This window comes from Rhodococcus sp. T2V, from assembly GCF_029269925.1.
Classification (GTDB): Bacteria; Actinomycetota; Actinomycetes; order Mycobacteriales; family Mycobacteriaceae; genus Rhodococcus_F; species Rhodococcus_F koreensis.
In genome coordinates this window covers 39,378-66,205 of sequence record NZ_JARJBD010000024.1, presented here as the reverse complement: position 1 = coordinate 66,205, position 26,828 = coordinate 39,378, and the positions used below count along the sequence as shown (strand labels likewise).

General features: G+C 67.4%; 33 protein-coding genes and 1 riboswitch. Of the genes, 9 read left to right on the top strand and 24 right to left on the bottom strand.

The features are described from left to right. Window positions 1-29: 29 nt before the first annotated feature. The 3 genes from P3H15_RS21115 to P3H15_RS21105 form a co-directional block, all read right to left on the bottom strand. On the bottom strand, window positions 30-1,220 hold the full coding sequence (locus P3H15_RS21115) for a PIN domain-containing protein (RefSeq protein WP_276139043.1): 1,191 nt from the start codon (window positions 1,218-1,220) through the stop codon (window positions 30-32). 19 nt (window positions 1,221-1,239) lie between these two features. Then, complete coding sequence (locus tag P3H15_RS21110) at window positions 1,240-1,698, bottom strand: helix-turn-helix domain-containing protein (RefSeq protein WP_276139042.1); 459 nt, start codon at window positions 1,696-1,698, stop codon at window positions 1,240-1,242. A 62-nt stretch (window positions 1,699-1,760) separates the two neighbouring features. Continuing rightward, a complete protein-coding gene (locus P3H15_RS21105) occupies window positions 1,761-2,516 on the bottom strand; it encodes an alpha/beta fold hydrolase (protein ID WP_276139041.1) in 756 nt (251 codons plus the stop codon). 32 nt (window positions 2,517-2,548) lie between these two features. On the opposite strand from P3H15_RS21105, the gene P3H15_RS21100 reads away from it, so the two are divergent. From P3H15_RS21100 to P3H15_RS21090, 3 genes are all read left to right on the top strand, one after another. Then, complete coding sequence (locus tag P3H15_RS21100; RefSeq protein ID WP_012691525.1) at window positions 2,549-2,863, top strand: antibiotic biosynthesis monooxygenase; 315 nt, start codon at window positions 2,549-2,551, stop codon at window positions 2,861-2,863. Between the two features lie 50 nt (window positions 2,864-2,913). Beyond that, window positions 2,914-3,047, top strand: a riboswitch (cobalamin riboswitch). A gap of 22 nt (window positions 3,048-3,069) precedes the next feature. Continuing rightward, the gene (locus P3H15_RS21095; protein WP_005244930.1) at window positions 3,070-3,264 is read left to right on the top strand and encodes a CbtB domain-containing protein; all 195 of its coding nucleotides are present in this window, start codon (window positions 3,070-3,072) and stop codon (window positions 3,262-3,264) included. Further along, on the top strand, window positions 3,255-4,049 hold the full coding sequence (locus tag P3H15_RS21090) for a CbtA family protein (protein ID WP_276139040.1): 795 nt from the start codon (window positions 3,255-3,257) through the stop codon (window positions 4,047-4,049). The genes P3H15_RS21095 and P3H15_RS21090 overlap by 10 nt, the downstream gene beginning before the upstream one ends. 40 nt (window positions 4,050-4,089) lie before the next feature. On the opposite strand, the gene P3H15_RS21085 is transcribed toward P3H15_RS21090, so the two are convergent. Together P3H15_RS21085 and P3H15_RS21080 are read right to left on the bottom strand one after the other, a co-directional pair. Then, on the bottom strand, window positions 4,090-5,034 hold the full coding sequence (locus P3H15_RS21085; RefSeq protein WP_276139039.1) for a DUF5996 family protein: 945 nt from the start codon (window positions 5,032-5,034) through the stop codon (window positions 4,090-4,092). A gap of 71 nt (window positions 5,035-5,105) precedes the next feature. Next, window positions 5,106-5,771 (bottom strand): DsbA family protein, encoded by a 666-nt coding sequence (locus P3H15_RS21080; protein ID WP_276139038.1) that lies wholly within the window; start codon window positions 5,769-5,771, stop codon window positions 5,106-5,108. 236 nt (window positions 5,772-6,007) lie between these two features. On the opposite strand from P3H15_RS21080, the gene P3H15_RS21075 reads away from it, so the two are divergent. Genes P3H15_RS21075 through P3H15_RS21060 form a run of 5 tightly spaced genes read left to right on the top strand, consistent with a single transcriptional unit; the run spans window position 6,008 to window position 7,982 of the window. Next, a complete protein-coding gene (locus tag P3H15_RS21075) occupies window positions 6,008-6,202 on the top strand; it encodes a CbtB domain-containing protein (protein WP_072947372.1) in 195 nt (64 codons plus the stop codon). Window positions 6,203-6,224: 22 nt separating this feature from the next. Further along, entirely contained in the window at window positions 6,225-6,668 is a 444-nt protein-coding gene (locus tag P3H15_RS55525) for a hypothetical protein (RefSeq protein WP_346348791.1), read from the top strand. Next, the gene (locus P3H15_RS55520; protein ID WP_095863001.1) at window positions 6,665-6,964 is read left to right on the top strand and encodes an SH3-like domain-containing protein; all 300 of its coding nucleotides are present in this window, start codon (window positions 6,665-6,667) and stop codon (window positions 6,962-6,964) included. The genes P3H15_RS55525 and P3H15_RS55520 overlap by 4 nt, the downstream gene beginning before the upstream one ends. Continuing rightward, window positions 6,961-7,650, top strand: coding sequence for a thiocyanate hydrolase subunit gamma (gene scnC / locus P3H15_RS21065; protein WP_276139037.1), 690 nt, complete (start codon window positions 6,961-6,963; stop codon window positions 7,648-7,650). The genes P3H15_RS55520 and scnC overlap by 4 nt, the downstream gene beginning before the upstream one ends. Further along, window positions 7,647-7,982, top strand: a complete 336-nt coding sequence (locus P3H15_RS21060; protein WP_276139036.1) for an SH3-like domain-containing protein — start codon at window positions 7,647-7,649, stop codon at window positions 7,980-7,982. The genes scnC and P3H15_RS21060 overlap by 4 nt, the downstream gene beginning before the upstream one ends. Before the next feature lie 7 nt (window positions 7,983-7,989). Here the strand turns inward: P3H15_RS21060 and P3H15_RS21055 are convergent, their stop codons facing one another. Together P3H15_RS21055 and P3H15_RS21050 are read right to left on the bottom strand one after the other, a co-directional pair. After that, window positions 7,990-8,427, bottom strand: a complete 438-nt coding sequence (locus P3H15_RS21055) for an OsmC family protein (RefSeq protein WP_005244949.1) — start codon at window positions 8,425-8,427, stop codon at window positions 7,990-7,992. Window positions 8,428-8,466: 39 nt separating this feature from the next. Then, on the bottom strand, window positions 8,467-9,417 hold the full coding sequence (locus P3H15_RS21050) for a YafY family protein (protein ID WP_276139035.1): 951 nt from the start codon (window positions 9,415-9,417) through the stop codon (window positions 8,467-8,469). Between the two features lie 61 nt (window positions 9,418-9,478). Between P3H15_RS21050 and P3H15_RS21045 the strand changes: the two genes are divergently transcribed. Continuing rightward, a complete protein-coding gene (locus P3H15_RS21045) occupies window positions 9,479-10,060 on the top strand; it encodes a TIGR03086 family metal-binding protein (RefSeq protein ID WP_276139034.1) in 582 nt (193 codons plus the stop codon). Between the two features lie 68 nt (window positions 10,061-10,128). Here P3H15_RS21045 and P3H15_RS21040 read toward each other — a convergent pair whose 3' ends face one another. The 17 genes from P3H15_RS21040 to ftsH form a co-directional block, all read right to left on the bottom strand. Continuing rightward, window positions 10,129-12,666: an ATP-dependent Clp protease ATP-binding subunit gene (locus P3H15_RS21040; protein ID WP_276139033.1), complete on the bottom strand. Its 2,538-nt coding sequence runs from the start codon at window positions 12,664-12,666 to the stop codon at window positions 10,129-10,131. 485 nt (window positions 12,667-13,151) lie between these two features. After that, window positions 13,152-14,087 carry a triacylglycerol lipase gene (locus tag P3H15_RS21035; protein WP_276139032.1) on the bottom strand — a complete coding sequence of 312 codons (936 nt, stop codon included), beginning with the start codon at window positions 14,085-14,087 and terminating at the stop codon, window positions 13,152-13,154. Window positions 14,088-14,186: 99 nt separating this feature from the next. Then, on the bottom strand, window positions 14,187-14,537 hold the full coding sequence (locus P3H15_RS21030) for an Lsr2 family protein (RefSeq protein WP_072947363.1): 351 nt from the start codon (window positions 14,535-14,537) through the stop codon (window positions 14,187-14,189). A gap of 138 nt (window positions 14,538-14,675) precedes the next feature. After that, window positions 14,676-16,187, bottom strand: coding sequence for a lysine--tRNA ligase (gene lysS, locus P3H15_RS21025; protein ID WP_276139031.1), 1,512 nt, complete (start codon window positions 16,185-16,187; stop codon window positions 14,676-14,678). A 45-nt stretch (window positions 16,188-16,232) separates the two neighbouring features. Next, window positions 16,233-16,655 (bottom strand): rhodanese-like domain-containing protein, encoded by a 423-nt coding sequence (locus P3H15_RS21020; RefSeq protein ID WP_012691510.1) that lies wholly within the window; start codon window positions 16,653-16,655, stop codon window positions 16,233-16,235. Further along, on the bottom strand, window positions 16,652-17,185 hold the full coding sequence (locus P3H15_RS21015; protein ID WP_276139030.1) for a cysteine dioxygenase family protein: 534 nt from the start codon (window positions 17,183-17,185) through the stop codon (window positions 16,652-16,654). The genes P3H15_RS21020 and P3H15_RS21015 overlap by 4 nt, the downstream gene beginning before the upstream one ends. A 122-nt stretch (window positions 17,186-17,307) precedes the next feature. Continuing rightward, a complete protein-coding gene (locus P3H15_RS21010; protein WP_012691508.1) occupies window positions 17,308-18,123 on the bottom strand; it encodes a type III pantothenate kinase in 816 nt (271 codons plus the stop codon). A 3-nt stretch (window positions 18,124-18,126) separates the two neighbouring features. Then, the gene (gene panD / locus P3H15_RS21005) at window positions 18,127-18,573 is read right to left on the bottom strand and encodes an aspartate 1-decarboxylase (RefSeq protein WP_012691507.1); all 447 of its coding nucleotides are present in this window, start codon (window positions 18,571-18,573) and stop codon (window positions 18,127-18,129) included. A gap of 18 nt (window positions 18,574-18,591) precedes the next feature. Then, on the bottom strand, window positions 18,592-19,527 hold the full coding sequence (gene panC / locus P3H15_RS21000) for a pantoate--beta-alanine ligase (RefSeq protein WP_276139029.1): 936 nt from the start codon (window positions 19,525-19,527) through the stop codon (window positions 18,592-18,594). Window positions 19,528-19,532: 5 nt separating this feature from the next. Continuing rightward, window positions 19,533-20,459 carry a Rossmann-like and DUF2520 domain-containing protein gene (locus P3H15_RS20995; RefSeq protein WP_276139028.1) on the bottom strand — a complete coding sequence of 309 codons (927 nt, stop codon included), beginning with the start codon at window positions 20,457-20,459 and terminating at the stop codon, window positions 19,533-19,535. A gap of 147 nt (window positions 20,460-20,606) precedes the next feature. Next, the gene (locus tag P3H15_RS20990; RefSeq protein WP_276139027.1) at window positions 20,607-21,578 is read right to left on the bottom strand and encodes a DUF6779 domain-containing protein; all 972 of its coding nucleotides are present in this window, start codon (window positions 21,576-21,578) and stop codon (window positions 20,607-20,609) included. Window positions 21,579-21,648: 70 nt separating this feature from the next. Next, entirely contained in the window at window positions 21,649-22,116 is a 468-nt protein-coding gene (locus tag P3H15_RS20985) for a DUF3180 domain-containing protein (protein WP_179377657.1), read from the bottom strand. A 20-nt stretch (window positions 22,117-22,136) separates the two neighbouring features. Continuing rightward, window positions 22,137-22,649, bottom strand: a complete 513-nt coding sequence (gene folK, locus P3H15_RS20980; protein WP_276139026.1) for a 2-amino-4-hydroxy-6-hydroxymethyldihydropteridine diphosphokinase — start codon at window positions 22,647-22,649, stop codon at window positions 22,137-22,139. Beyond that, window positions 22,646-23,008 carry a dihydroneopterin aldolase gene (folB, locus tag P3H15_RS20975; protein WP_276139025.1) on the bottom strand — a complete coding sequence of 121 codons (363 nt, stop codon included), beginning with the start codon at window positions 23,006-23,008 and terminating at the stop codon, window positions 22,646-22,648. The genes folK and folB overlap by 4 nt, the downstream gene beginning before the upstream one ends. Continuing rightward, window positions 23,001-23,858, bottom strand: coding sequence for a dihydropteroate synthase (gene folP, locus P3H15_RS20970; protein ID WP_276139024.1), 858 nt, complete (start codon window positions 23,856-23,858; stop codon window positions 23,001-23,003). Before folP ends, folB begins: the two co-directional genes overlap by 8 nt. Continuing rightward, complete coding sequence (gene folE, locus P3H15_RS20965) at window positions 23,855-24,472, bottom strand: GTP cyclohydrolase I FolE (protein WP_043826734.1); 618 nt, start codon at window positions 24,470-24,472, stop codon at window positions 23,855-23,857. Before folE ends, folP begins: the two co-directional genes overlap by 4 nt. Before the next feature lie 60 nt (window positions 24,473-24,532). Continuing rightward, on the bottom strand, window positions 24,533-26,821 hold the full coding sequence (ftsH, locus tag P3H15_RS20960) for an ATP-dependent zinc metalloprotease FtsH (RefSeq protein WP_276139023.1): 2,289 nt from the start codon (window positions 26,819-26,821) through the stop codon (window positions 24,533-24,535). Between the last annotated feature and the right edge of the window lie 7 nt (window positions 26,822-26,828).

The following is a 26,828-nucleotide window of genomic DNA, read 5'->3' as shown; positions in this document are numbered from 1 at the left end:
CCGCCACCCCCGCCCGCACCGACATAGGTTCAGGTGGTAGTCGCGGGGTCCGACTCCGACCCCAGATTTCGCACCAGCCAACGCCCGTCGACGAGATGCATGAGGACCGGGCACACATACCGGGAATCGTGAGGCTGCCACAGGCCGCCCTCCAGCGCCGAGGCGTCGAGTACGTAGAGCGCCTCGACCCCCGGGGCGACCATCCTGGTGGCTGATCCGATTCCCCACGTCGCCGGATCCGGCAGCATCGCCCGGAACGAGCGCAGATGCACGCGCTCGAAATGCACCCACAGCGGATGATCCGGCACCGGCCCGGCAAGGGCCGCCTCGACCGCCTCACCGTCCCAACCGTCAACAGTCATCTGATAGTGGTTGTCACGCACCCACTTCTGCGCGAGTACCGCCCGGAAGTCGGGATCCACGTTCGGCCATACCGACAGCAGATCCCCGTCCACACACACCGGCATAAGGAATGCCCACGCCGCATTCACCAGATCTGTGTGCCCGAGAAACCGCACCAGTTCGGCCGGGTCCACCGCACGAAGCTGCCGGTACGTCTGCCGCACCTCGGGCGGCAACGAGTCGATCTGCTCGTCGGTCAGCTCCGGAAGGGCGGACACCGCCGGCACCGCATCGCGGTCCGAGGCGTCGTCCCGGCCGACCAGCAATGCCCGGACCGCGTCGACGAACCGTGGGGTCAGCCGGTCGAGTAACTCGAGCAGCTCCCCCACCGTGCGCGGCGGGAGCGCATTCCGGGCTACCAGCAGGTGTATCCGCTCGAACACCGTTTCCGAGTCGAGATCGAGCTGATCGCAGAGGAATTCGTCGGGGTGGATCGCCTCGACGTCGAATGGGTCGAGGGCCGCAGGCGGGAAGTCCTTCGGATTCGCGGTCACGATCAATGCCGCACCGGACCGTACCGCCGCGGCCAGGACGTGCCGGTCCTTCGGATCGTTGGTCATCGCGGGAATCAACTCGCGGTACCCGCGTGACTCCTCCTCCGCGAACGGGAACGTTCTGCGCATCTGCTGGATCCGCCGCGCCGCCTGCTCCGGCGACTTGCCGAACCTCTCCCCGGCCAGGTTGCGCTCCACCTCGTCGAGCAGATCCGGCGTCCACACCGGCCGGAACAACTCGGCATCGGCCAGGGTGAGCAGCAGGTTGTTCAGAGCCTGCGGAAGCAGGACGCACGCGTCGAGAACCACCCGAAAGGCAGCCACCGGTTGCCCTGCCCCTCGATCAGCGGGTCGAGACGAAGCCGTCAGCGGCGTCGCCGGGGTCCGGGGTTTCCTCGTTTGCCATCTCCTCGAACACCTGACCGCGCCGCGCGCGCTCGTGTTGTCGAAAGGCCAGCACATCCGTCAACTCCACCCGCCGATGCCTGCCCGGCGACGAGTACGGAATCTTCCCGGCCTCCAGCAACCGCACCAACGTCGGCCGGGTAATGCCCAGCAGTTCGGCGGCCTCCTGCGTCGTCAACACCGTCCGATGCGGCTCCACCGTCACCGCCTGCCCCCGATCCAGAGCCGTGACCGCGTCGACGAGCAACCCCCGGACACTGTCCGGCAACGGCGCCGAACCCACCGGGGTCGAGATCGTCACATCGACCTGACCAGCGAGAACATACTTCAACGCGGTGAGAAGGTCCCGATCGTCGGCGCCCGGCGGCAGCACCGTGTGGTTCATCAGAGCGGCCATACCTCAACCATAAAACGAAAAAAACGAACACACAATGTCGTGCGCAGCGGACGAGGTGGCTCTCAGCCCAGCCCGTCGAGGAACTCTTCGACCACTTTCCGGTACTGCTCCGGCTGGTCGTCGTGGACGAGGTGCCCGGCCTGCGCGATGCGGACGTACTCGGCGCCGGGATGCCGCTCCGCCATGGTCCGCATCTGGCCGTCCGGGGTGATGGTGAACTCCCCCTCGATCAGCAGAGCCGGAACCGTGATCGACGCCCACTGGTCCCAGAAGTGCCTGTCACCCCACTCCGCCGAGATGTCGCGGAACGTGTCGACCTCCCCGTGCAGGTACCAGCCGTCGGCGCGCTTCTCGAACGAATCCAGGAAGTACTGTCCGGCAACCGGACCGAAGAACTCGAACACATCCTCCCTGGTGGCGAACGGCTGCGGCCAGTTCGAGATCATCGCCGCCCAGTCGTCGGCGGTGCGGCCACGGAAGTCGGGGGCCATGTCTTCGAGGACGAGCGCCGACACCTTCTCCGGGTGCTCCGCCGCCAGGCACCAGGCGTGCAGGGCGCCCATCGAATGGCCGATCACCACCCACGGCCCGGCGAAGGGCGCGAGCGCCGCGGACAGGTCGGCGACGAACGCTTCCGTCGTCAACCGCGACGGCGCAGGCCTGCCGTGGCCCGCGGCGTCGAACGTGAAGACGTGGCCGTGCTCGCGCAGCCACGGCACGTGCCGTCCCCAAGTCCGGGCACTGCCCATCAGTCCGTGCAGCAGCAGAATCGGCTGTCCCGTCCCACCCTCGTCGTGCAACGCACTCTCACCCGCCACCACTCCGACGCTAGCGGAGTAACCTCGCCCGCATGGCAGTGGTGAAGATCAACGCAATCGAAATCCCCGAGGGTGCGGGGCCCGAACTCGAGAAGCGCTTCGCGGCGCGCGCGCATGCCGTGGAGAACTCTCCCGGCTTCCTCGGCTTCCAGCTCCTGCGTCCGGTGCAGGGCGAGAACCGCTACTTCGTCGTCACGCAGTGGGAGAGCGAAGAGGCATTCGCGGCGTGGCGCGACGGTCCGGCCCGGGAGGCACACGCGGGCGAGCGGAAGAAGCCGGTGGCATCCGGGGCGTCGCTGCTGGAGTTCGAGGTCGTACTCGACGTCGCGGCGGCGAACAAGAGCTGAGCGGCAGGGGCGGGCCGAGGATTGACACGACGGCCCGCCGGGTGCAAAAGTTCGCAGGACAATGCGATGGTTCGGCAGGAATCCGGTGCAATCCCGGAGCGGTCGCGCCACTGTAAATCGGAGTAGTCCCGCACGGGAACCACCTCGACAGCCAGATACTGCGGCCATCGCCTGGACCTAGGGGACGCGAAATCCCAGGAGGAACTATGGCACTCGCCTACGCACCCGGCTCGTCGGTCGACACGACCCGTCTCGCCGTCATCTCTTTCGCGATCGTTCTGTTCGCGATGCTCGCCCTCTATCTCGTGGGATTCGACCAGGGCGCGATCTCGCGCAGTGGCATGTACATGCATGAATTGATGCACGACGGCCGCCACCTCCTGGGTCTCCCATGCCACTGACCGATTCCTTCACGAAACTCCTCATCCGCGGTCTGCTGGCCGGCCTCATCGCAGGCATCCTGGCCGGTGGCGTCGCGTTCGTTCTCGGTGAGTCGCACATCGACGCGGCCATCGCGATCGAGGAATCGCACAGCGCCGCCGAACCCGAGGGCCACTCGCACGACGCCGCCGCGGCGGACGAGCCTGCCGGGCACTCGCACGACGAGGAAGACGCACTGGTCAGCCGCGACGGGCAGCGCTTCGGGCTGTTCCTCGCCACGTCCCTCGCCGGACTGGCTCTCGGAGCGATCTTTGCCGTCGTCGCGAATTACGCACGTCGGGTGACGACGCTGTCGGGACCCTTGCTCGGCCTGAGCCTGGCCGCCTTCGGCTGGCTGGCAATCGAGGCGGTGCCGTTCTTCAAGTACCCGGCCAACCCGCCGGCTGTCGGAGACCCCGAGACGATCAACCAGCGCACCTGGCTGTGGCTTGCCGCAGTCGCGCTGGGCCTGCTCGCCGTGGTGGCGTCCGTCTTCGCGGCGAAGGCCGTCGCCGCGCAGGAGTTCCTGTCGGTGCGGATCGCGGCGCCGGTTGTCGCTTTCCTCGTGGTGGCGACCATCGGATACCTCGTGCTGCCCACGATCAACGAAGTGGGTGACGACTTCCCCGCGGTGCTGCTGTGGCAGTTCCGGCTGTCGTCCCTCGCGACGCAGGCCACGCTGTGGCTGGTTCTCGGACTCGTGTTCGCGTTCCTCACGGAGCGTGCCACCCGGGCCACGGCGCCCGCGTCGGCGAACGCCGCCTGACCATGTGAGTGGCACGGTGTGCTGGAGCACACCGTGCCACTCACATGGGGTGGGCGTCCCAACGGGCCGGGTCCGTCTCCAGGGCAGCCCGGTCCCAGCCGCCCCGCTCGGCGGCCGCATCGTACGTGCTGTGCAGGAACTTCAGCAGGGCCGCATCGGGATCGTCCGCGGTGCGGACCGTCTCGTACGGCAGCAGGAATTGCCGGAACTCCGCGCTGTAGAACGCGCCGTCCGGCCCGACCGGGTAGTCGGCGAAGCCGTCCGGTTCCGGATAGGCGTACGCGTAGAACGCGCCTTCGACGCCGCCGCCGGGCCAGAATCCGCAGCTGCTCAGCTCGTGTGAGTAGCCCTCGACCATCACCCAGTCGCCGCAGTTCGGCGCTCCGCCAGGGTGAGTGGGCGCGCTTCGACCGGAGAACCGGGTACAGGCCAGGTCGAGTGCACCCCAGAAGAAGTGCACGGGACTGACCTTCCCGATGAAGTGGGCACGGAACTCGTGCAGCACACGATCCGCCTGCACGAGCTGCCGCCAGAACCGGTGCACCGACTCACCGTCGTACGAGCAGTGCCGCGTGTCCTCGGCGAACGGGACAGCCGTCTCCACCTCGTTGGGCCTGGCCAGGATGGTCGTCGTCACGCCCAGTTCGGCCAGCGTGTCCATCGTCTCCGCATAGAAATCGGCCACCGACTTCGGTTCGAGCGCAACCGTCCCGGTGCCGCCCGCGCTCGTGCGGATCACCAGCCGATGGTCGACGAAGTCGAATTCGATGTCGAAACACTCGGCGCCGTACGGGACGGTCGACGTGGTGAGACCGCGGGGGCTCACGTACAGCGGCACCTGCCACCAGTGGTTGATCAGCGGTGCGTGGGCCAGGCGGATCTTCCCGACGATCTGCGTCCACATGTGCAGGGTGTCCCTCGTCGACGTCCACTCGTCCACCTTCAACGCCGGCCATGCATCTCCGGATCGTGTCTGCTCGCGCACAGTGCCTCCCTGCCGACGACGTGCTTTTCAATGTGCTCCCCGTCGGGGGCGATGGCAAGCGATGCCGGTGGTCAGGAGACCGGCGCCGCGCTCGCCTGCGTCAGGAGCTGCAGGAACACGTCCTTCGGCTGCGCACCGGACACCGCGACGCGGCGGTTGGCGACGAAGAACGGCACCCCCGACACCTGCAACGCACGAGCGGTGTCGAGATCGGCCCGGACCGCGTCCGCACCGGCATCCGATTCGAGGGCGGCCCTGACCGTGTCGGCGTCGAGCCCGGCCCGCGCCGCGATGTCGACGAGCACCTCGCGGTCGTCGATCACGGCGCCCTCACCGAAGTGGGCGCGGAACAGTCCCTCCACCACGGCATCTCGCCTGTCGTCCGCGAGGTGGATCAGCCGGTGCGCGTCGAAGGTGTTGGCGGCGACGACCGTGTCGAAGTCCAGTCGCAGACCCTCGTCGGCCGCCGTCTGCGCAACGTGCCCGAACATCTGACGGACCTGCTCGACCGACAGCCCCTTGCTCTCCACCAGGGCGTCGAGTTCGGTGCGCCGCTCCCCGACCGGGGTGTCCGGGGACAGCTGGTACGACCGCCACGTCACGCTGACCCGGTCGCGCCCCTCGAACTCGTCGAGGGCCGACAGGAAACGGCGCTTGCCGATGTAGCACCAGGGGCAGGCCACGTCGGACCAGATCTCGATCTCGATGTCGCCGTCGTGCTTCTGCTGTGTCGTCACAGTTCAGTGGAACAGATCGGTGCCGGATTCTGTTCCGGCTCGTTCCGCGCCGAGAGTGTCTTGGCTCGCCGTGGTGCATTTACGCCCGCCGAATTCGACCGAACGGTACGGTGAGGGTGTCGACACGGCGAGAGTAACGTCGTATCGATCGTGCCGCTGAACGAGGGGCGCTCGTCGCGATGCCCGGACTATCGACGGCCGATTGTTGCGGAACCCGAACTCCTCCAGGAGTAGCCATGGTTTACGTCTCTTCACCGAGCAAGTCCGTCGAATCAGTCGGAATCGTGCTGATCGCCGTCGGAGTCGTCCTGCTCTCACTTCTCACCCTCTACCTGGTCGGCTTCGACCAGGGTGCGATCTCCCGAAGTGGCATGTACCTGCACGAATTGATGCACGACGGACGCCATCTCCTGGGAGTTCCCTGTCACTAGTTCCACCCCTACGGAGCGCGCGATGAACTCTCCAGCAGAATTCGAAGCACAGGCGAACAGAGTGGCGGGGTACGGCCCTCTCCATCACGAAGAGATGGATTCGCCGTACTACCTGCCCAATTCCGCGTTCGACGCGCTGCGGCACGTGCTGCACGATGTCGGCGGCCAGCCCGCCCTTCCCGTCGCGTACGAGGAGAAGGTCGAAGAGGACTGGGAGATGAGCACGTACGTCACGTGCGAATGCCTCGGCTGGCGGGGGGTGTGGAACTCGGAGGAACGCCGCCGCGCCGAGAACGACCTGGGTGCCACGCTCTACTTCGGATTGCCGTACTACGCGCGGTGGATCACGGTGGCCGCCAAGACACTCATCAACAAGGGCCTGATCACGCCGGACGAACTCTCCGCCAAGATCGACGAAGTGCGGGCCCGGACCGCCGGCGGGACAGCGACTGGAGGCCTGTCATGACGAAGTTCGAGATCGGCGACCGCGTCACCGTCAAGGACGCGACGTCGATGTTCCACACCCGCACGCAGGCATTCATCCGCGGACACACCGGCGTCGTCGTCGAACACCGCCCGGAGTGGGTGATCCCCGAGGACGAGGCGTGGGGACGCGTCGACGACGGACGGACCGAGCCGTTCTACGTCGTCCGCTTCCAGCAGACCGACCTCTGGCCCCGCTACACCGGATACGAGATCGACACCTTGGAAACCGAGTGCTCCGAGCGCTGGCTCGAGCCGGCAGGAGAGGCCGACACATGACGCATTCGCACGACGATCACGCCCCGATCCAGGCCTCGGACGAGGTCAGCGAATTCGAGATCCTGGAAACCGCCATCCGGGAACTGTCCATCGAACACGGACTGTTCTCCCGCGAGGATCACCGGCGGTTCTCGGAATGGGCCGAATCGGTAGGGCCGTCGGGTGGTTCGAAGTTGGTGGCGAAGGCGTGGGTGGATCCGGAATTCAAGAAGCGCCTGCTGGCCGACGGCACCGAGACCTGCAAGGAGGTGGGGATCGACTGGCGCGACCCCACCGGGTCGGGCACGCCGAGCGACTACACGTACTTCTACGTGCTGGAGAACACCCCGAAAGTGCACAACGTCATCGTCTGCACGTTGTGTTCGTGCTATCCGCGGCCCGTCCTCGGCATGTCCCCGGACTGGTACCGCACACCCAACTACCGCCGCCGGCTCGTGCGCTGGCCCCGTGAGGTGATCGCGGAGTTCGGCCTGCACTTCCCGTCGGACGTCGAAGTGCGCGTGCATGATTCGAATCAGAAATCGCGATTCATGGTGATGCCGATGCGCCCCGAGGGCACCGAGGGGTGGAGCGAGGAACAGCTGGCGTCGATCGTCACCCGCGACACCATGATCGGCGTCGCCGTCCCGCAGGTCGACTGGACGGCGACCACACCCCCCTCGGACAACGGCGGAGCCGCACGATGATGGCAGACAGGGGCTACGACGTCATCCTGAACACGTTGACGCCGGAGACAACTCGCGACGACGTGACGCTCCCGGACCTCGACCGCAAGCCCGACCCGTGGGAATCGAGCATGCAGGCCACCGCGGAATGCCTGTCCTGGCGTGGCGCCTGGGACAATCTCGACAGGCGCCACACCGAGGACCAGCTGGGCGAAACCATCTACCGCGACTTCCCCGTCCGCTCCCGGTCCGTCGTCGCCACCGCGCACGCGCTGATGGACAAGGGCGTCATCAGCCCGGACGAACTCCAGGCGAAGATGGAGGAAATACGCGCACGGTTCAACCGTCGGTAGCCGGCACTCAGGATTCGAGTGCCGCGTCCAACGTGATCTCGACGCCGGTGAGCGCCTTGCTCACCGGGCACGACTCCTTCGCGGCCTGAGCGGCCTTGGCGAAGCCGTCGGCGTCGAGCCCGTCCACCTCACCGCGGACCGTCAGCTTGATGCCGGTGAGCTTGAAACCCGGGTTGTCCGGCCCGAGTGAGACATCGGCCTTCACCTCGAGGCTCTGCGGGGTTCCGCCTGCCTCCGCGATGAGTGCGGACAGCTGCATCGCGTAGCAGGACGAATGCGCCGCCGCGATCAGCTCCTCCGGGCTGGTGGTTCCACCCGCCTCCTCCGCCGCGCGCTTCGGGAACGAGACGTCGAAGGTCGCGACACCGGAACTGGTGAGTTCCACCTGGCCGCTTCCCTGTTCGAGTGATCCGTTCCAAGCGGTCCGTGCGGTACGTGTCGGCATGCCACATCCTCTCGTGGTTCTTCGGTTTACGTGTCGAACCTACTCGTACCTGGCGCACATCCGCAGCGCCCGGGAACGCAGGGCGGCCCGCAGATCGTCCGGCGCCAGCACTTCCGCGTCCTCGCCGAGCGACCACAGCACCCCGCTCGCGTGGGAGTCGTCGCCGAACACCACTTCCAGGCGCACCCGGTCGCCGTCGGCGGGCTGCTCGGACCGGACGGCGTAGGCACGCTCCGCCAGAACGTCGCGGCGCTCCCGCCGGACGAGAACGTCGACGACCACCGGTGTGCCGCGCGCCCGGAACGCCGAACGGCGGCGCTCCCAGATCGCGGCGAGGTCGATGTCGGCCGGTCGCTGCGCCGGTTCGTCGAGTTCGCGGACGTCCTCGATCCGCTCGAGCCGGTACGTCCGGTCGCGGCCGGCGTCCGTCGCCACCAGGTACCACCGTCCCCCCGCGTGGATGAGACCCTGCGGGTCGATGACGCGCCACACCGGTTCGCTGCCCCGCGACGGGTAGAGGATGCTCAGGCGCCTGCCCACGAACACCGCCTGCTGGATCAGGCCGAGGTGGTCGTCGGCCGGTTCCGGATCGGTCAGCCACGAACCCTGGGTGACGAACACCCGCTCCGCCACCTTCGTCGCCGCAGCCCGGTGCGCGTCCGGCATCGCCGCGACCACCTTGCGCATCGCCGACGCGAACGCCGGCGCCATGCCCAGCGACTCCGAGGTCACCGCGGAGCCCGCGGCCAGCAGGGCCTTGGCCTCGTCGACGGTCAGGCCCGTGAGGTCGGTGGTGAATCCCGGAAGCAGCTCGAAACCGCCGTCCCGGCCGCGTTCGGCGTACACCGGGATCCCCGCCGTCGACAGCGCATCGATGTCTCGCAGCACGGTGCGCGGCGACACCTCGAGTTCGCGGGCCAGCGCCGCAGCCGACATCCGCCCACGGTTGCGGAGCAGGAGGACGAGCGAGAGCAGACGGTCGGCGCGCATGCGGAAAGTCTGTCAGAAATATACGACAGAGGATGTCATGTATTGCGGCGATAGTTGCCTCATGACAAACACGACAGATCCCCGGCCCCTGTACCGCGAAGCCCTCGCCTGGACCACCGGCCTCATCGACAACGTCCGCGAGGACCATTTGACGGCATCCACCCCGTGCGCCGACTTCGACGTCCGCACTATGCTCGGCCACCTCGTCGCCACCGTGGAACGCGCCCGCGTGATCGGCGAGGGCGGCGACCCCCGCAGCATTCCGCTCGTCGTCGCCGACATCCGCGACGACGGCTACGCGGACGCCTACCGGTCTGCCGCCGACCGCATGTGGTCCGTCTGGGCCGACGACAGCAGCCTCGACGCGACGGTGACCGCGCCGTGGGGCACCGTCCCCGGCCGCGCCGCGATCTGGGGCTACATCAACGAGACGCTCGTGCACGGCTGGGACCTGGCGGTCGCCACCGGCCAGCCCTCCGAGACCCGCCCGGAGCTGGCCGAAGCCGTGCTCGTCGTCGCACGGCAGGCGATCCCCGCGGAGCCACGCGGCGGCCACGTGCCGTTCGCCGACGTCGTCGACCCGCTCCCCACCGCGGGCCCCACCGAACGCCTCGCCAATTGGTCGGGACGCAAGAGCATCTGACCCCACACACACGAACGGGCCGCCGGTGGAAAACCACCGGCGGCCCGTCTCGTTCGACTACTGCCTGACTACTCCGAGTCGGCTGCGCCCGACTTGGCCAGGTCGACCGGAACCTCGTCGGGAACCGTGACCGGCTTCGCCTCGCCGCGGAACGTGAACTTCGCGTCCTCGCCCGCGCCTTCGCCGTCCCAGTTCTCGACCTCGACGTACACGATCTGACCGGGGCCGACCTCGCCGAAGAGGATCTTCTCCGACAGCTGGTCCTCGATCTCGCGCTGGATGGTGCGACGCAGCGGCCGCGCACCCAGGACCGGATCGAAACCACGCTTGGCCAGCAGCGACTTCGCCTTGTCGCTGACCTCCATCGTCATGTCCTTGTTCTTCAGGGCCACCTCGACGCGCGCAACCATCAGGTCCACCATCTGAACGATCTGCTCGGTGGTGAGCTGGTGGAACACGACGATGTCGTCGATGCGGTTGAGGAACTCGGGCCGGAAGTGCTTCTTCAGCTCGTCGTGGACCTTGAGCTTCATCCGCTCGTAGTTCGACTCGTCGCCCTTACCGGACGTGAAGCCGAGACCCACGGCCTTGGAGATGTCCGACGTGCCGAGGTTCGAGGTGAAGATGAGCACCGTGTTCTTGAAGTCCACGGTCCGGCCCTGACCGTCGGTGAGACGGCCGTCTTCCAGAACCTGCAGGAGGGTGTTGTAGATCTCCTGGTGTGCCTTCTCGATCTCGTCGAACAGCACCACGCTGAACGGCTTGCGGCGCACCTTCTCGGTGAGCTGGCCGCCCTCTTCGTAGCCGACGTAGCCGGGAGGGGCACCGAACAGCCGCGACGCGGTGAACCGGTCGTGGAACTCACCCATGTCGATCTGGATGAGAGCGTCGTCCTCGCCGAACAGGAAGTTGGCGAGCGACTTGGCCAGCTCGGTCTTACCGACACCGGACGGGCCGGCGAAGATGAACGAACCGGACGGACGCTTCGGGTCCTTCAGGCCGGCGCGGGTACGACGGATGGCCTTGGCGACAGCCTTGACCGCGTCTTCCTGACCGATGATCCGCTTGTGCAGCTCCTCCTCCATGCGGAGCAGACGGGTGGTCTCCTCCTCGGTGAGCTTGAACACGGGGATACCGGTCCAGTTACCCAGGACCTCGGCGATCTGCTCGTCGTCGACCTCGGCGATGACGTCCAGGTCACCGGAACGCCACTGCTTCTCCCGCTCCGCACGCTGAGCGACGAGGGTCTTCTCCTTGTCGCGCAGGTTCGCGGCCTTCTCGAAGTCCTGCGCGTCGATCGCGGACTCCTTCTCGCGGCGGGCGTCGGCGATCTTGTCGTCGAACTCGCGGAGGTCCGGCGGTGCGGTCATCCGGCGGATGCGCATCCGTGCTCCGGCCTCGTCGATGAGGTCGATGGCCTTGTCCGGCAGGAAGCGGTCGTTGATGTAGCGATCGGCCAGGGTGGCCGCGGCGACGAGTGCACCGTCCGTGATGGACACGCGGTGGTGCGCCTCGTAACGGTCGCGCAGACCCTTGAGGATCTCGATGGTGTGCTCCACCGTCGGCTCGCCGACCTGCACCGGCTGGAAGCGGCGCTCGAGTGCGGCGTCCTTCTCGATGTACTTGCGGTACTCGTCGAGGGTGGTCGCACCGATGGTCTGCAGCTCACCGCGGGCGAGCTTCGGCTTGAGGATCGAGGCCGCGTCGATGGCGCCCTCGGCCGCGCCGGCACCCACCAGGGTGTGGAGCTCGTCGATGAACAGGATGATGTCGCCGCGGGTGTTGATCTCCTTGAGGACCTTCTTCAGGCGCTCTTCGAAGTCACCGCGGTAACGGCTGCCTGCCACGAGCGACCCGAGGTCGAGCGTGTACAGCTGCTTGTCCTTGAGCGTCTCGGGGACCTCGCCGTTGACGATGGCCTGAGCGAGACCTTCGACGACGGCGGTCTTACCGACACCGGGCTCACCGATCAGCACGGGGTTGTTCTTGGTACGGCGCGACAGCACCTGCATGACGCGCTCGATTTCCTTCGAGCGGCCGATGACGGGGTCGAGCTTGCCTTCGAGGGCCGCCTGGGTGAGGTTGCGACCGAACTGGTCGAGCACCAGCGACGTGGACGGGGTGCCCGCCTCGCCACGAGTGCCGCCGGACTCGGCCGGCTCCTTGCCCTGGTAACCGGAAAGCAGCTGGATGACCTGCTGACGGACCCGGTTGAGGTCGGCGCCGAGCTTCACCAGAACCTGCGCCGCGACGCCTTCACCCTCGCGGATGAGGCCGAGCAGGATGTGCTCCGTACCAATGTAGTTGTGTCCGAGCTGCAGTGCCTCGCGCAGGCTGAGCTCCAGGACTTTCTTGGCACGCGGGGTGAAGGGGATGTGGCCGGACGGGGCCTGCTGGCCCTGGCCGATGATCTCCTCGACCTGGCTGCGCACTCCTTCGAGGGAGATGCCCAACGACTCCAGCGACTTGGCAGCGACACCTTCGCCCTCGTGAATGAGGCCGAGCAGGATGTGCTCCGTACCGATGTAGTTGTGGTTGAGCATCCTGGCTTCTTCTTGAGCCAGGACAACAACGCGCCGTGCGCGATCGGTGAACCTCTCGAACATCGCTCTCCCTCACACTTTCCGACGTGCAGTCACGAGACCGGGTGTCTCGTCCCTGTTCGCCGCGTTTCGCTCCGGCACTACAAGCAGATCGCCAGCGCCTGATCCGAGGGCAGAAGCCCCGAACCGACGAAGGTTCCACGACCCCAGCTATTACTCTAGTTGGCTGCCGATCGACCTGCTGCCCCTCCACCCCTTTAGGTGGGCGAGCACGCCTGCTTATTCGTATTTAACGCCCCAGGTCCGGCAATCGTTTCCCCTTCGCTGTACGCCTGGAGCGAACATGTCCGGCGGCGCCTGCGGAGGGCATCCGGTCGAGAGGGGCCGACGGCCCGCTCCCCGAGGGGGCGAGACCTGCGTATCCGGACAGGGTATGTCGACGAGCTGTGAGTTCGCCACCCGTTCGTTTCCGCCGGGGTCGGCGGCGTTACCCAGCGGCTTGCCCAGGCCTCCCCCGGTAACTGGCCGCAGATGGATCTCGCGGGGCGCTACCCCGCGACAGGGGCGACGAAACGGCACGGCACCTCGCGAGGATTGTCGCGGTCCAGCGCGTTCAGGACGAAACCTGCGGCGCGGGCGGAGCCGGCGACGGCGACGTGGTCGGAATAGTCCTGCTCGCACCCGTCCTGGACGACGATATTGGTGGTGTCCGGCCCCGGCTCGAGGCCGGACGTGTACGGGACGACCAGTTCGTCGTAGCGGGTGACGATGTTCGTGTACTCGATCCCGGGGACGTAGACCCCGCCCGCGCGCATGCGGTCGATGAACTTCGACCCCTGAAGCATCTCGGGACACGCCCGGCAGACGGGGAAACCTGCCGCCACCGCGTCGTCGACGCCGAGCGAACGCAGGAACCTGCCTGCACTGATCTGATCGTTTCCGTACGTGCCCTGCCACGGCGGGGCTAGCGACACGATCTTCGCGACCTTGTCCGCACCCCCGAAGAACTTCACGTAATTATTCGCCTGCACCGTGCCCTGAGAATGCCCCACCAGGTCGACTTTCGCGGCGCCCGTGCTCGCCAGCACCTGATCGACGAACGCGGCGATCTGAGCGGTGCCGGTGTCGATGGGCGTCATGCCGCCGATCGCGTCGAGCGGCCAGGGCAGGTCGGGGAAGTTGCCGTAGGTGAGCGAGTAGACGCAGTAGCCCTCGTTGGCGAGCAGGGGTGCATACACCGCCCAGTTGGTCTGGCGCGCGCCTCCCGTCCCGTGGACGAGGACCACCGGTTCGGGATGCGCGTCACTCGGCCGGCAGGACCAGTCGTTCGAGCCCGGGGCCGAACCGTCCGGACTTCCCAATTCGAGGGGCACTCCGGCGAGGAACGAATCCGGCACCGGATAGGCAGGCGCTGCGGATGCCACCCCGGCCCACATAACGAAAGCCAGGAACAGAATCCCTGAAACGGACACGCAGCGGCGCACAGCTACCCCCAGACTCCCCGAATGTCGGATCAGAGCGGGACGGTAACAGTCCAGGTCGCCTTGCGGAGCGAATCAGCGAATTCTGTTCCCAGCTAACTTTCAGTTCGCCTTGTTGTAGGCCTCGATAATTTCGGCGGAGATACGGCCGCGCGCCGAAACCTTTTTGTTGTTCTTGCGCGCCCATTCCCGGATGGCGGCGCTCTGTTCCCGATCGACCGAAACTCGGGACTTGGTGACGGCCGGGGCCGCCACCGCTTTGCCGCGCTTGCGCGAGCTCACCTTGCGCGCGTGGGAAACCCACACGTCGAGCTGCTCGCGCAATTTCGCCGCATTCTCCGAGGAAAGGTCGATCTCGTACTGAACACCATCGAGTCCGAACTCGACCGTCTCGTCGGCAGACGCCTCTTGATCGACATCGTCGATCAGGGTGACAGTGACCTTCTTAGCCATGGGATGAAATTCCTCTCGAATGAAGCGACGTCTCATCGTCAACGTGAGCTACGACCCGAGGCAACCATACCCCTGTTCTTCCGATTCGGAATACGAGGAATGGATCGAATTTATCGGCGCGAATTCACCCCCGGCGAATCAGCGAGAAGAAGGCCGAACAATGGGAAAGAGGATTGTTTCGCGGATTCCCAATCCCGTCAAAGCCATGAGCAGACGGTCGATTCCCATTCCGGTACCGGTGGTCGGCGGCATTCCCTGCTCCATTGCGGCGAGGAATTCTTCGTCGAGGGCCATCGCCTCGTCGTCGCCGGCCGACGCGAGACGCGCCTGATCGACGAACCGCTCACGCTGGATCACCGGATCGACCAATTCCGAATAGCCCGTGGCCAACTCGAACCCACGGATGTAGAGGTCCCACTTCTCGGTCACCCCGGCCTTGCTGCGGTGGTCACGAGTCAGCGGTGACGTCTCGACCGGGAAATCACGGACGAAAGTCGGCTCGAACAACTGGTCGCCGCACTGGTGCTCCCACAGTTCCTCGACCAGCTTCCCGTGCCCATACCCCTTGTCCTTCGGAACTTCGAGGCCCACCTTCTCGGCGAGAGCCAGCAATTCCTCGACCGTGGTATCCGGAGTGACCTCGACACCGATCGCCTGCGACAGCGACGGATACATTTCGAGGGTCTTCCATTCACCGCTCAGGTCGTATTCGGTGCCATCGGCAAGAGTGACGACCTGCGAACCGAAAGCGGCCTGCGCCACCTCCTGAACGAGTTCGCGGATCATGACAGCCGAATCGTCGTAGGTGCCGTAAGCCTCGTACGTCTCGAGCATCGCGAATTCCGGCGAGTGCGTCGAGTCGACGCCCTCGTTGCGGAAATTCCGGTTGATCTCGAAAACCTTCTCGATACCGCCCACGACGCACCGCTTCAGGAACAGTTCGGGGGCGATCCGGAGATACAGGTCGATGTCGAGGGCATTGGAATGCGTGATGAAGGGACGGGCCGCCGCGCCACCGGCCACCGTCTGCAGCATCGGCGTCTCGACCTCGAGGAACCCGCGACGCTCGAGCGCGTTCCGGAGCTCACGGACCACGGCCACACGCTTACGCGCATTGTCCCGCGCCTCGGGGCGCACGATCAGATCGGCGTACCGCTGCCGGACTCGGGACTCCTCGTTCATCTCCTTGTGCGCAACGGGCAGGGGCCGGAGCGACTTGGACGCGATCTGCCACGAGTCGGCCATCACGCTCAGCTCACCGCGACGGGAGCTGATCACCTCACCGTGCACGAACACGAAGTCACCGAGGTCGACATCGGCCTTCCACGACGCGAGCGCATCCTCGCCGACGGCGGCGAGACTGATCATCGCCTGCAGCTGCGTACCGTCGCCTTCCTGCAGCGTCGCGAAGCACAACTTGCCCGTGTTGCGCACGAAGATCACCCGGCCGACGATGCCGACCCGGTCGCCCGTGGCCGTGTCGGGCTCGAGTTCCGGATACTTGGCGCGGATCTCCGCCAGCGAGTGGGTGCGCGCCACCGACACCGGGTACGCCTGGCGTCCCTCCGCGAGAATGCGCTCACGCTTCTCCTGGCGGATCCGAAGCTGCTCGGGGGTGTCGTCGACTGGCTGGGCTGCTACTTCACTCACGGGTCACCAGCCTAATCGACAGCCGGTCGTGCCCCTATTCAGAGGTCAGTGAGCCGAGACGGTGGCCAACTCCCGCACGCAGTGCTGCGTCGCGATGAGCGACCCCAGCAGCCCCGCCGCCTTGATCGCCTTGTACCCGCCGACGAGGTCGGTCGCCTTGTGCAGACCCAGCTCCTGCAGGGCCGCCGCGGCCAGGCTCGACGTGTAGCCCTCGGAGCAGACGATGATCCACTCGACGTCGTGGTCCACGGCCAGCGCCAGGTGCGCCGAGCTGGTGGGATCGCAGCGCCACTCGAGGACGTTGCGTTCGATGGCGAGCGCGCCGGGCAGCGTCCCCTCGATCGCGCGCTGCGCCTGCGGGCGGATGTCCACGACGATCGCGCCGCGTGCCACTGCCTCGGGCAGCTCGAACGCGTACATCCGGTCGATCTTGGTGCGGGCCTCTTCGAGCATCTGGTCGATGTTCACTTCGAACCGCCCTCGGGGAGATCGGTGAGCTCGGTCCGGGTACGGCGCAGCGTGCCGTGGTCCGTGACCTCGTAATAGGACATGGCCGACAATGGCGGCGAGTAGGCGTGCACGCTCAGCGTCGGCGTCACCACCTGTGCCCCGGGTGCATCCGGCGCCCGCACCACGTCGTGGACCCAGCCGAGCGGGAAGGAGGCCTGATCGCCGGCGTCGAGGATGCGGTGGCGCAGTTGATCACCCGCCCAACGGAACTCGGACAGCGCACCGCTGAGGACAGTCAGCGCGCCGAAAGAGCCTGCGTGGTCGTGTAATTCGGTATTCCGGTCGGGAACCCAGCTGATCAGCCAGACGTCGACGTCGTCGTCCGAGTAGAGCCGGGTCGACCAGCGCTCGTCGGTGGGCCAGCTCTGCGGGAGCAGGACGTCGTGGCGGCCGTCGAGGACCTCGGAAGCACCCTGATCGGTGATGCGCAGCAGGTCAGCCGGGCGAAGACGGGTGGGTACAGATGCAGAAGAATACGTTGCGAGCACGAGAGAGACTCCCAGAAGTGTGAATTGGTCAAGGCAGCGTTCAGCCTCGACAACACTCCTGAGCACTCGTGCAGAGATTCACGGGGACCATTCTGACATAACTTCCGCGAAGAGGGAACCCATCAGTCGAGCGGACTGCGACGCGCTCCCCTGCGGGCCTGATTCCGCTCGTAGACCAGGCGCAGCCCTTCGAGCGTGAGATCCGGTTCGTGCTCGTCGACGGTCTCCGTCTCGGGCATGATCAGCGGCGCACGGTCGCCGGTCGCGATCACCACCACGTCGGAACCGGAGAAGGCGGGCAGTTCCCTGCGCACCCGGCGGACCAGTCCGTCGACGAGGCCGGCGAAACCGAACACCGCACCCGACTGCATGCATTCGACGGTGTTCTTGCCGACGACGGACCGAGGTCGCACCAGTTCCACCTTGCGCAGCGCCGCCGACTGCGACGCGAGTGCGTCCGAGGAGATCTCGAGGCCGGGCGCGATGGCGCCGCCGAGGAACTCACCCTTCGCGGACACGACGTCGACGCACGTGGACGTCCCGAAGTCGACCACGATGCACGGCGCGTCGTAGAGGTGATGCGCCGCAAGACTGTTCACGATCCTGTCGGCGCCGACCTCTTTGGGGTTGTCGACGAGCAGCGGAACACCGGTTCGCACCCCGGGTTCCACCAGCACGTGCGGGACGTGCCCCCAGTACCGCGTCAGCATCACGCGGATCTCCCGCAGCACCGACGGCACCGTCGACAGCGCGGACACCCCCGTGATCTGATCGGTGTGCGCGCCGAGGAGCCCGCGGAAGATGAGCGCCAGTTCGTCGGCCGTCATCCTCGCATCGGTGCGCATCCGCCAGTCCTGCACCAACTTCGAATGTTCACCGGTGCCGGTGAACAGTCCGAGAACGATGTTCGTGTTCCGGACGTCGACGGTGAGGAGCACGGGTTACACCAAACTGGATTCGCGCTCGGCGTCGAGCGTCGACAGCATGCGCGGGGTGATCAGGCCGGAGCCCTCCGGCGCGTGCGCCGGGTCGGCACCGAGGTCGACCGGCGTGTTCGCGGCGTCGACGAACACGACGCGCGGCTCGTAGTCGCGCACCTCCTGCTCGTTCATGACGCCGTAGGCGATGAGGATGACGAGGTCGCCGGGCTTGACCAGATGCGCTGCCGCACCATTGATCCCGATGACACCGCTTCCCCGCTCGCCGGCGATGACATAGGTTTCGAGCCGCGCGCCGTTGTCGATGTCGACGATGCACACCTGCTCGCCCTCGAGGAGGTCGGCGGCATCCATCAGATCCTGGTCGACCGTCACCGAGCCGACGTAGTGCAGGTCGGCGTGCGTGACGGTGGCGCGATGGATCTTCGACTTCATCATGGTGCGAAACATGTTCCGGTCCTTACTCTTCTAGCGGGAAAGAAGTTCGTCTGTCGCCGACGCGTCCGACGCCTCGGTGTCACGTTCGAGGAAACCGGTGCCGACGGCGACACCGACGTTGTCGATCAAGCGGGTGGTTCCGAGCCTGGCGGCGACGAGCAGCCGGCCGTCGCCTCGCTCGGGGGCCGGACCGAGGTCGACGCCCCGCACCTCGAGGTAGTCGACCTCCACCTCGGGGGTGGACGCCAGCACCTCGCGCGCGGTGGCGAGGATCGCCTCGGCGCCACCGGCCGCGGCGTGGGCACCGGCGATCAGGGCCGCGGACAACGTCGTCGCCGCGTTCCGCTGATCCTCGTCGAGGTAGCGGTTCCGCGAGGACAGCGCGAGTCCGTCGTGCTCACGCACCGTGGGCACCCCGAAGATGCGGACGTCGAAGTTCATGTCGGTCACCATCTGCCGGATCAGCGTCAGCTGCTGGTAGTCCTTCTCGCCGAAGTACGCGACGTGCGGTGCGGCGATCTGCAGCAGCTTGGCGACGACGGTGAGCATGCCCGCGAAGTGCGTGGGCCTGGACGCGCCCTCCAGCTCCGCACCCAGCGGTCCGGGATGGATCGTCGTCCGCGGACCGGCCGGGTACATGGTGGCCGCGGTCGGCACGAACGCCAGCTCGACTCCGGCCTCACGCAGCAGTTCGAGATCGGCGTCGAGGGTGCGCGGGTAGGCGTCGAGGTCTTCGCCTGCACCGAACTGCAACGGGTTGACGAAGATCGAGACGATCACCACCGCGCCGGTGAGCTTGGCCTGCCGCACCAGCTCCAGGTGACCCGTGTGAAGGGCTCCCATCGTGGGCACGAGCGCGACCTGGCGGCCGACGCCGCGCAGCGCCTTCGAGACCCGCGTCAGCACGCTCGGGTCGTGGTGCACGGTCAGTTCGCCGCGCTTGTATCCGCCCTGCAGATCGCTCACGGGGCTCACCTCCGGTCTTCCAGGATGTCCAGCAGTTCAGGTGTGGCGCCGGCGCGCTGCGCCGACCTCAGTGAGAGGGCCCGGTAGCCGGCCGCAATCCGCGGATCGACCTCCTCGAGAACCCGCAGATGCGTGGCCACCGCCTCGGAGTCGCCCCGGGCGACGGGCCCGGTGAGCGCCGCGGGTCCGCGGCGCAGGGCGTTGTCGAGCGCCGCGGACAGCAGCGGCTGCAGAACTCGTTCGGCCAGGCCGTTCGGATCGTCGCCGATCAACTCCTGGCCGAGCAGTTCCTGGCCCTCGAGCGCGACTCGCAGCGCGGCGACGGCGTCGACGACGAGCGTGACCAGGTGGTTGCTGCCGTGAGCGAGAGCGGCGTGGTACAGCGGCCGCATGTCCTCGCGGACCCGCACCGGCTCGCCGCCGATCTCGAGAACCAGCGACTGCGCGATCGCGTAGCCGATGTCGTCGGCGGCGGTGATACCGAAACAGGCGGATGCGAGACGGACCGTGTCCTCGTCGTGGCCGGTGAACGTCATCGCGGGGTGAATCGCGAGCGGAACGACACCCTGCTCGGTGAGGGGGCCGAGGATCCCGATGCCGTTCGCGCCGGACGTGTGGGCCACGATCGCGCGACCCGGCACGGCACCGGTGGAGGCCAGCCCCGCGATCAGCGACGGCAGTTCGGCGTCGGGGACAGCGAGAATGAGCAGTTCGGAGCGGGCCGCGACCTCCGAGACCGGCAGAATCTCGGTCTCGGGAAGCCGGGTACGTGCCCGATGCCGTGACGCGTCGGAGACGGCCGAGCAGGCGACGACGACGTGACCCGCCCGCTCCAACGCGGCACCGATTGCTGTTCCGACCCGGCCGGCGGAGACGATTCCTACCGTCAATCTCGCAGGCGCAGGGCCATTAGTGATCCCGAAAGAGGTCACCTTCGTCCTCTCGTTCGTTCCAGTCCCGCTCGGCGGGTACCAGACGTTCCACGGTGAGGATAGCCCGGCGCGAACTCGGCCCGCCATGCGCAGGCAGAGTGATATATGCCTCACACCGTGCGGGTTGATCCTCGGGCGAGTCGGAGCCTATTCGGCCCGGCGACGCCTGCCTCCGGCGCTCTGGGACGCCCCCGACGCGGTCTGCATGTTGGCCATGATCTCGGCGACGGACAGCCCGTTCGAGTGCGCGCCCGAAGAGGCGTCGTCCTCCGCCGCCCGCCTGCGGCCCCGCCGCCCCTCGGGCTCCGGCTCGGCCGCCTCCGGCTCGGGCTCCGTGGGCTCTGGTTCCGGCTCGGCGACAGGCTGGGACGCGACCTTCGCGACAGGCGCGGGCGCGGGCACCGGCGCGACCTTGGCAACAGGCTCCGGCGTGGGCTCCGGCTCCGGTTCGACCTCGATCTCGGGTTCGGTCTGTCCGGCGCCGGCGGGCTCGACGATCGACGTCTCGGCGGTGACCGGATCGTCGTCGGGATTCGCGAAATGCGAAGACTGTGCGGAACCGCTCTGATGCCCGGCGCCCGTGGCGTGCCCGGCACCCGGGATGTACAGGCCCGACGCGGCCGGCTGATAGCTGCTGTACGAGCCGCCTGCGAGTTCCTGCACACGCGTCGAATCCGCCCGCAGCGCGATCCGTTCGGTCGGCATCGCGCCGTCGAACAGTGCCTCGAGATTCTTGCGGAGCGACGAGAGTTCGGCGCGCAGCGCGGCGAGTTCCTCTGCATCGGCACGCACTTCGCTGCGCACCCGCTTCTCGACGGTGAGCTCGTATTCGCGCCGTGCCGAGATCTCCCGCTCGAGCTGCAACTCGTAGACGGTCTGCAGGTCGCTGACCTTCGCCTTGTCGAGCGCCGACTCGCGCCGGTACTTCGTCATGGCGATGGCACCGACCGTGGCGGCCCAGAGCGCGGCCACCAGTCCCACGCGCAGCAGTTGGACGCTGTCGCTGAAGATCAGGAACAGGGACGCGATCACGGCGAGGGCGAGCAAACCCGCAACGATCATCTGGCTCGCGCTGCGCCTGTTGCGGCGCGCAGACTTGAGGCGACCAGGATTCGTCATGGTGCCAAGGGTACTTGGCCGCGAAGGGTGCACCGCGCATTCCATCCGACCTGCGGCGATCCCCCGTGCCCTAATGCGCAGGCTCGTCCGAGGGGTCGTCGGGGGTGCGGCAGCAGTGTTCCAGCCACAGCGCCGCACCGACGAGCGCCAGTGCCGCGACGAGACCGACCCACGCGCCGGGACTGTCCGAGCCGGCGGCGCGCAACACCGACTGCTGCGGAAGCAGGTACAGCAAGAAGCCTCCCCACACCCCGGCCGTCGCGGCGCCGACGAGTGCGGATGCCTTGGCCAGAGCGGCAACCCGGGCGGCGGTGATCGGATGCAGTTGACGCGGCCCGTCACCCACCTGATGGTTACTGACCCGGGATCGCACCATGAACGCGAGCACGACCTCGATCAGCGCGACCGGATACAGCGACGCCCCCGCGTACACGGGGATGGGCGGGAACGACCCGTAGAACACGCGCACCAAAATCCAGGTGGCGGCGACGGCGAGCGCGGCGAGGAACAGCAGATCCCAGATGCGGGTGGGCTTCATCGTGCCCGTCGGCTCCGGCTTCATCGCGACCGCCGGTCCAGGGCGAGGCCCGTCCGGTGCACACCAGCCCGCTCTTCGGCGTCCAGCAGTGGCAGCAGTACGTCCACGCGGGTCGCCGTTCCGTCGACCGGCAACACGGCGTCGGGTTCGACGTCCAGCCACGGAATCAGCACGAAAGCACGTTCGTGGGCTCGCGGGTGCGGCAACGTCAGTTCCGGGTCGTCGCTGCGGATGTCGTCGCACGTGACGACGTCGACGTCGAGCGTGCGCGGACCCCACCGTTCGACGCGCACCCGGTCGGCGGCGGCCTCGAGTTCCTGCCCACGCCGCAGCCAGCCGTAGCCGTCGAGGGCGGGATCGTCGGCGACGAGGACCGCGTTGAGGAAGTCCTGCTGCTCGACGCCGCCCCACGGCGCCGTCGAATACACCGGGGAGACCGCAACGACCGCATCACCCAGACCGTCGAGGACGGACTGCAGGTGGGCAAGGCTGTCGCCGACGTTCGACCCGATCGACAGCACCGCGCGACTCATGGTCTCGACCTGTGCGCCACCACCGCGACGTCCGCGAAGGTCAGCGGGATCGGCGCGGACGGCTTGTGCAACACCACCTCGGTGCTCCGGACGCGGGGGTCGGTCATCACCCCGTCCGCGATCTCGGCCGCCACGGTCTCGATCAGGTCCCGGGAGGGGCCCGCGATGATCGCGGCCGCACGCTCGGCGAGACCGCCGTAGTCCAGGGTGTCGTCGAGGTCGTCCGACGCCGCGGCGGGCGTGAGGTCCATCCAGACGGTGATGTCGACGTAGAAGTCCTGACCGTCCCGCTTCTCGTGGTCGAAGACACCGTGATTGCCGCGAACCTTCAATCCGCGCAACTCGATTCGATCACTCACGTCCGGCTGCACCCCTCGTCCAGGCCTCGGCGACCGCGATGGCGTCGAGGGAGGCCTGTGCATCGTGCACACGAACTCCCCACGCTCCGTGGGTCGCGGCGAGCGCCGACACGACGGCGGTCGCGGTCTCCCGGCCCGCGGGGGGACGGGGTTCGCCGTCCGCATCCGCGAGCAGCGAACCCAGGAACCGCTTGCGGGAGGCGCCGACGAGAACGGGGAATCCCAGCTCGGTGAACTCGGGCAGCGCCTTCAGCAGCGCCCAGTTGTGATCGGAGTTCTTCGCGAAACCGAGACCCGGATCAAGCACCAGCGAGCCCGGATCCACCCCGGCCTTCACGGCAAGGTCGACCTGCGTCATCAGTTCGTCCCGGACCTCACGGACCACGTCGTCGTAGTGGTCGGCGGTACCGCGGTGCACGTAGTCGCCGGCCGAACGCCAATGCATCAGGATCCACGGAACTCCGGCGTCCGCGACCACCGACGCCATCGCCGCATCGGCCCGGCCACCGGCGACGTCGTTGATGATCGACGCGCCCGCGCCGATCGCGGCCTCCGCAACGGACGCCCGCATCGTGTCGACGCTGACGCAGATGCCCTCGGCGACCAGGTCCGCGATGACGGGTGCGACCCGTCCGGCCTCGACGTCAGGATCGACCCGCGCCGCGCCCGGCCGGGTGGACTCGCCGCCGACGTCGACGATGTCGACGCCGAGACGCTTCAACGCGAGACCGCGTTCGAGCGCCGCGTCACGATCGAGGAAGCGTCCGCCGTCGGAGAAGGAATCTGTGGTGACGTTGAGAATCCCCATCACCACGGTGCGGCCCGGTGAGGGCAGCTCGATCACGGTCACTTCCGCAGAATAAGGTCCAGAGCCTCGGAACGTGAGGCCGCGCTGGACTGGAGCAGACCACGCACCGCGGAGGTGGTGGTACTCGCACCAGGCTTGCGGATCCCCCGCATCGCCATGCACAGGTGCTCGGCCTCGATGACCACGATCGCACCGCGCGGATCGAGCTTGCGCATGACGGCGTCGGCGATCTGGCTGGTCAGACGCTCCTGGACCTGCGGGCGCTTGGCATACAGGTCGACCACGCGGGCCAGCTTCGACAGCCCGGTCACCTTGCCCGTCCGGCCCGGGATGTACCCGACGTGCGCGACCCCGTGAAACGACACGAGGTGGTGCTCACACGTGGAGTACAGCGGAATGTCGCGGACGAGCACCAACTCCTGGTGCCCCTCGTCGAACGTCGTGTTCAACACGGTGTCCGGGTCGGTGTACAGGCCCGCGAAGACCTCGCGGTACGACCGCGCCACGCGGGCGGGCGTATCGCGGAGTCCGGGACGGTCCGGGTCCTCACCGATCGCGATCAGCAGTTCCCGCACCGCAGCCTCGGCACGCGGCTGATCGAACACCCGGCCTGTCTCGAGTGCCACGGGCTCACTACCGAGATGATTCACCGACAACCGAAACTCCTCCAGTACCGGGACCGTCCGTCCCGAAGCAACAGCCTAGTGTCGGGCAGATCAGTTCGATCCGTCCGGTCCTTTCCAGGCCCTCGTCTGCGCATCGTCGTCGCCGGCGCCCCGCTGCTCGTGCGGCGGATTCCACTGGTTCCCCGGACCCTGGTTGGTGCCCGGCCCCTGGTTGCCGGGGTACTGCCCCTCCGGACTCTGGTTGCCCGGATCGCGGGGCGGCCAGCCCGGAGCCGACCATCCCGCGGGGGCGCCGTAGTCGGGACGCGGCTGCGTCATGCCGCCCTGCGGCCGGGCCGGAGCGGGCTGCGAGTAGCCGCCTGCGGGCGCCGGCTGCGGGTACTGCTGCTGCGGCGGAGCCGGCTGCGACTGCTGCTGCGCGAACACCGGTTCGGGCTGCTGGGGCCACGGCTCGCCGCGCTCGGTCGCGAGTTCCCGCGGCGTCTTGACCGGCGGCTTGTCGGATGGAGTCCGGTGCCCGAAGTCGTTGAACGCCGTGATCCGGGGGCGCTTCTCGACGCTGTGGAAGATCTTCTCGAGATCCTTGCGGGTGAGGGTCTCCCGCTCGAGTAGTTCCGTGGCCAGGATGTCCAGCACGTCGCGGTACTCGTTGAGGATCGCCCACGCCTCGGTGTGCGCGGCCTCGATAAGGTTGCGGACCTCTTCGTCGATCTCGCGCGCGACCTCGTGGGAGTAGTCGGACTGCTGCCCCATCGACCGGCCCAGGAACGGGTCGCCGCCCTCCTGGCCGTACCGCACGGCACCCAGCTTGGCGCTCATGCCGTACTCGGTGACCATCGACCGGGCGATCTTCGTCGCCATGTCGATGTCGGAGGACGCACCGGTGGTGGGCTCGTGAAACACGAGTTCCTCGGCCGCGCGGCCACCCATCGCCATGACCAGGCGGGCGATCATCTCGGACCGCGTCATCAGGCCCTTGTCGTCCTCGGGCACCGTCATCGCGTGACCGCCGGTGCGGCCGCGGGCGAGGATGGTGACCTTGTAGACGGGCTCGATGTCGGGCATCGCCCACGCAGCGAGCGTGTGCCCGCCCTCGTGGTACGCGGTGATCTTCTTCTCGTGCTCGCTGATGATGCGGCTCTTGCGGCGCGGACCGCCGACGACACGGTCGACGGACTCCTCGAGCGCGGCCTCCGTGATGACGGTGCCGTTCTCGCGGGCCGTGAGCAGCGCCGCCTCGTTGATGACGTTGGCCAGATCGGCACCCGACATTCCGACGGTGCGCTTGGCCAGGCCCTCGAGGTCGGCGTGCTGGTCGATCGGCTTGCCCTGCGAGTGCACCTTCAGGATGGCGCGACGGCCGGCGAGGTCGGGGGCGCCGACCGGGATCTGCCGGTCGAAGCGGCCCGGACGCAGCAACGCCGGGTCCAGGATGTCGGGGCGGTTGGTGGCGGCGATCAGGATGATACCGGTGCGGTCACCGAAGCCGTCCATCTCCACCAGCAACTGGTTGAGGGTCTGCTCACGTTCGTCGTGACCGCCACCGAGACCGGCGCCGCGCTGGCGTCCGACGGCGTCGATCTCGTCGACGAAGATGATGCAGGGGCTGTTCTGCTTGGCCTGGTCGAACATGTCGCGCACGCGGGACGCACCGACACCGACGAACATCTCGACGAAGTCCGAACCGGAGATCGTGAAGAACGGGACACCGGCCTCGCCTGCCACCGCGCGGGCGAGCAGGGTCTTACCGGTTCCGGGCGGACCGTAGAGCAGGACACCCTTGGGAATCTTCGCGCCCAGTGCCTGGTAGCGCGCCGGATTCTGCAGGAAGTCCTTGATCTCGTACAGCTCCTCGACGGCCTCGTCCGCACCCGCGACGTCGGCGAAGGTCGTCTTCGGCATGTCCTTGGACAGCTGCTTGGCCTTCGACTTGCCGAAGCCCATGACGCCGCCGCGGCCGCCGCCCTGCATGCGGCTCATCACGAAGAAGAAGATGCCGAGCAGGATCACCATCGGCAGGACGAACAGCAGGATGGACGTGAGCCAGCTCTCCTGCGTGACCGTGGTGTTGTAGCTCTGCAGGCCCTTGTCGGAGATCTCGTTGAAGATCTGCTCCGACGCCGACGCCGGATACTTGGCGAGGATCTCGGTCTTGCCGTCGGTGGCGTCGTTGCCGTCCTTCAGCCACAGGCGCACCTGCTGCTCCCGGTCGTCGATCTGCGCCTTCTCGACGTTGTTCGCGTCGAGCTGCGCGATCGCCACGGAGGTGTCGACGCCCTTGAAGCCGCGCGTGTCGTTGCCGAAGTAGCTGAAGGCGTAGATCACCAGCAGGATGCCGGCAACTATCGCCAGGTTTCGAAACACAGTCTTACGGTTCATACAGGTC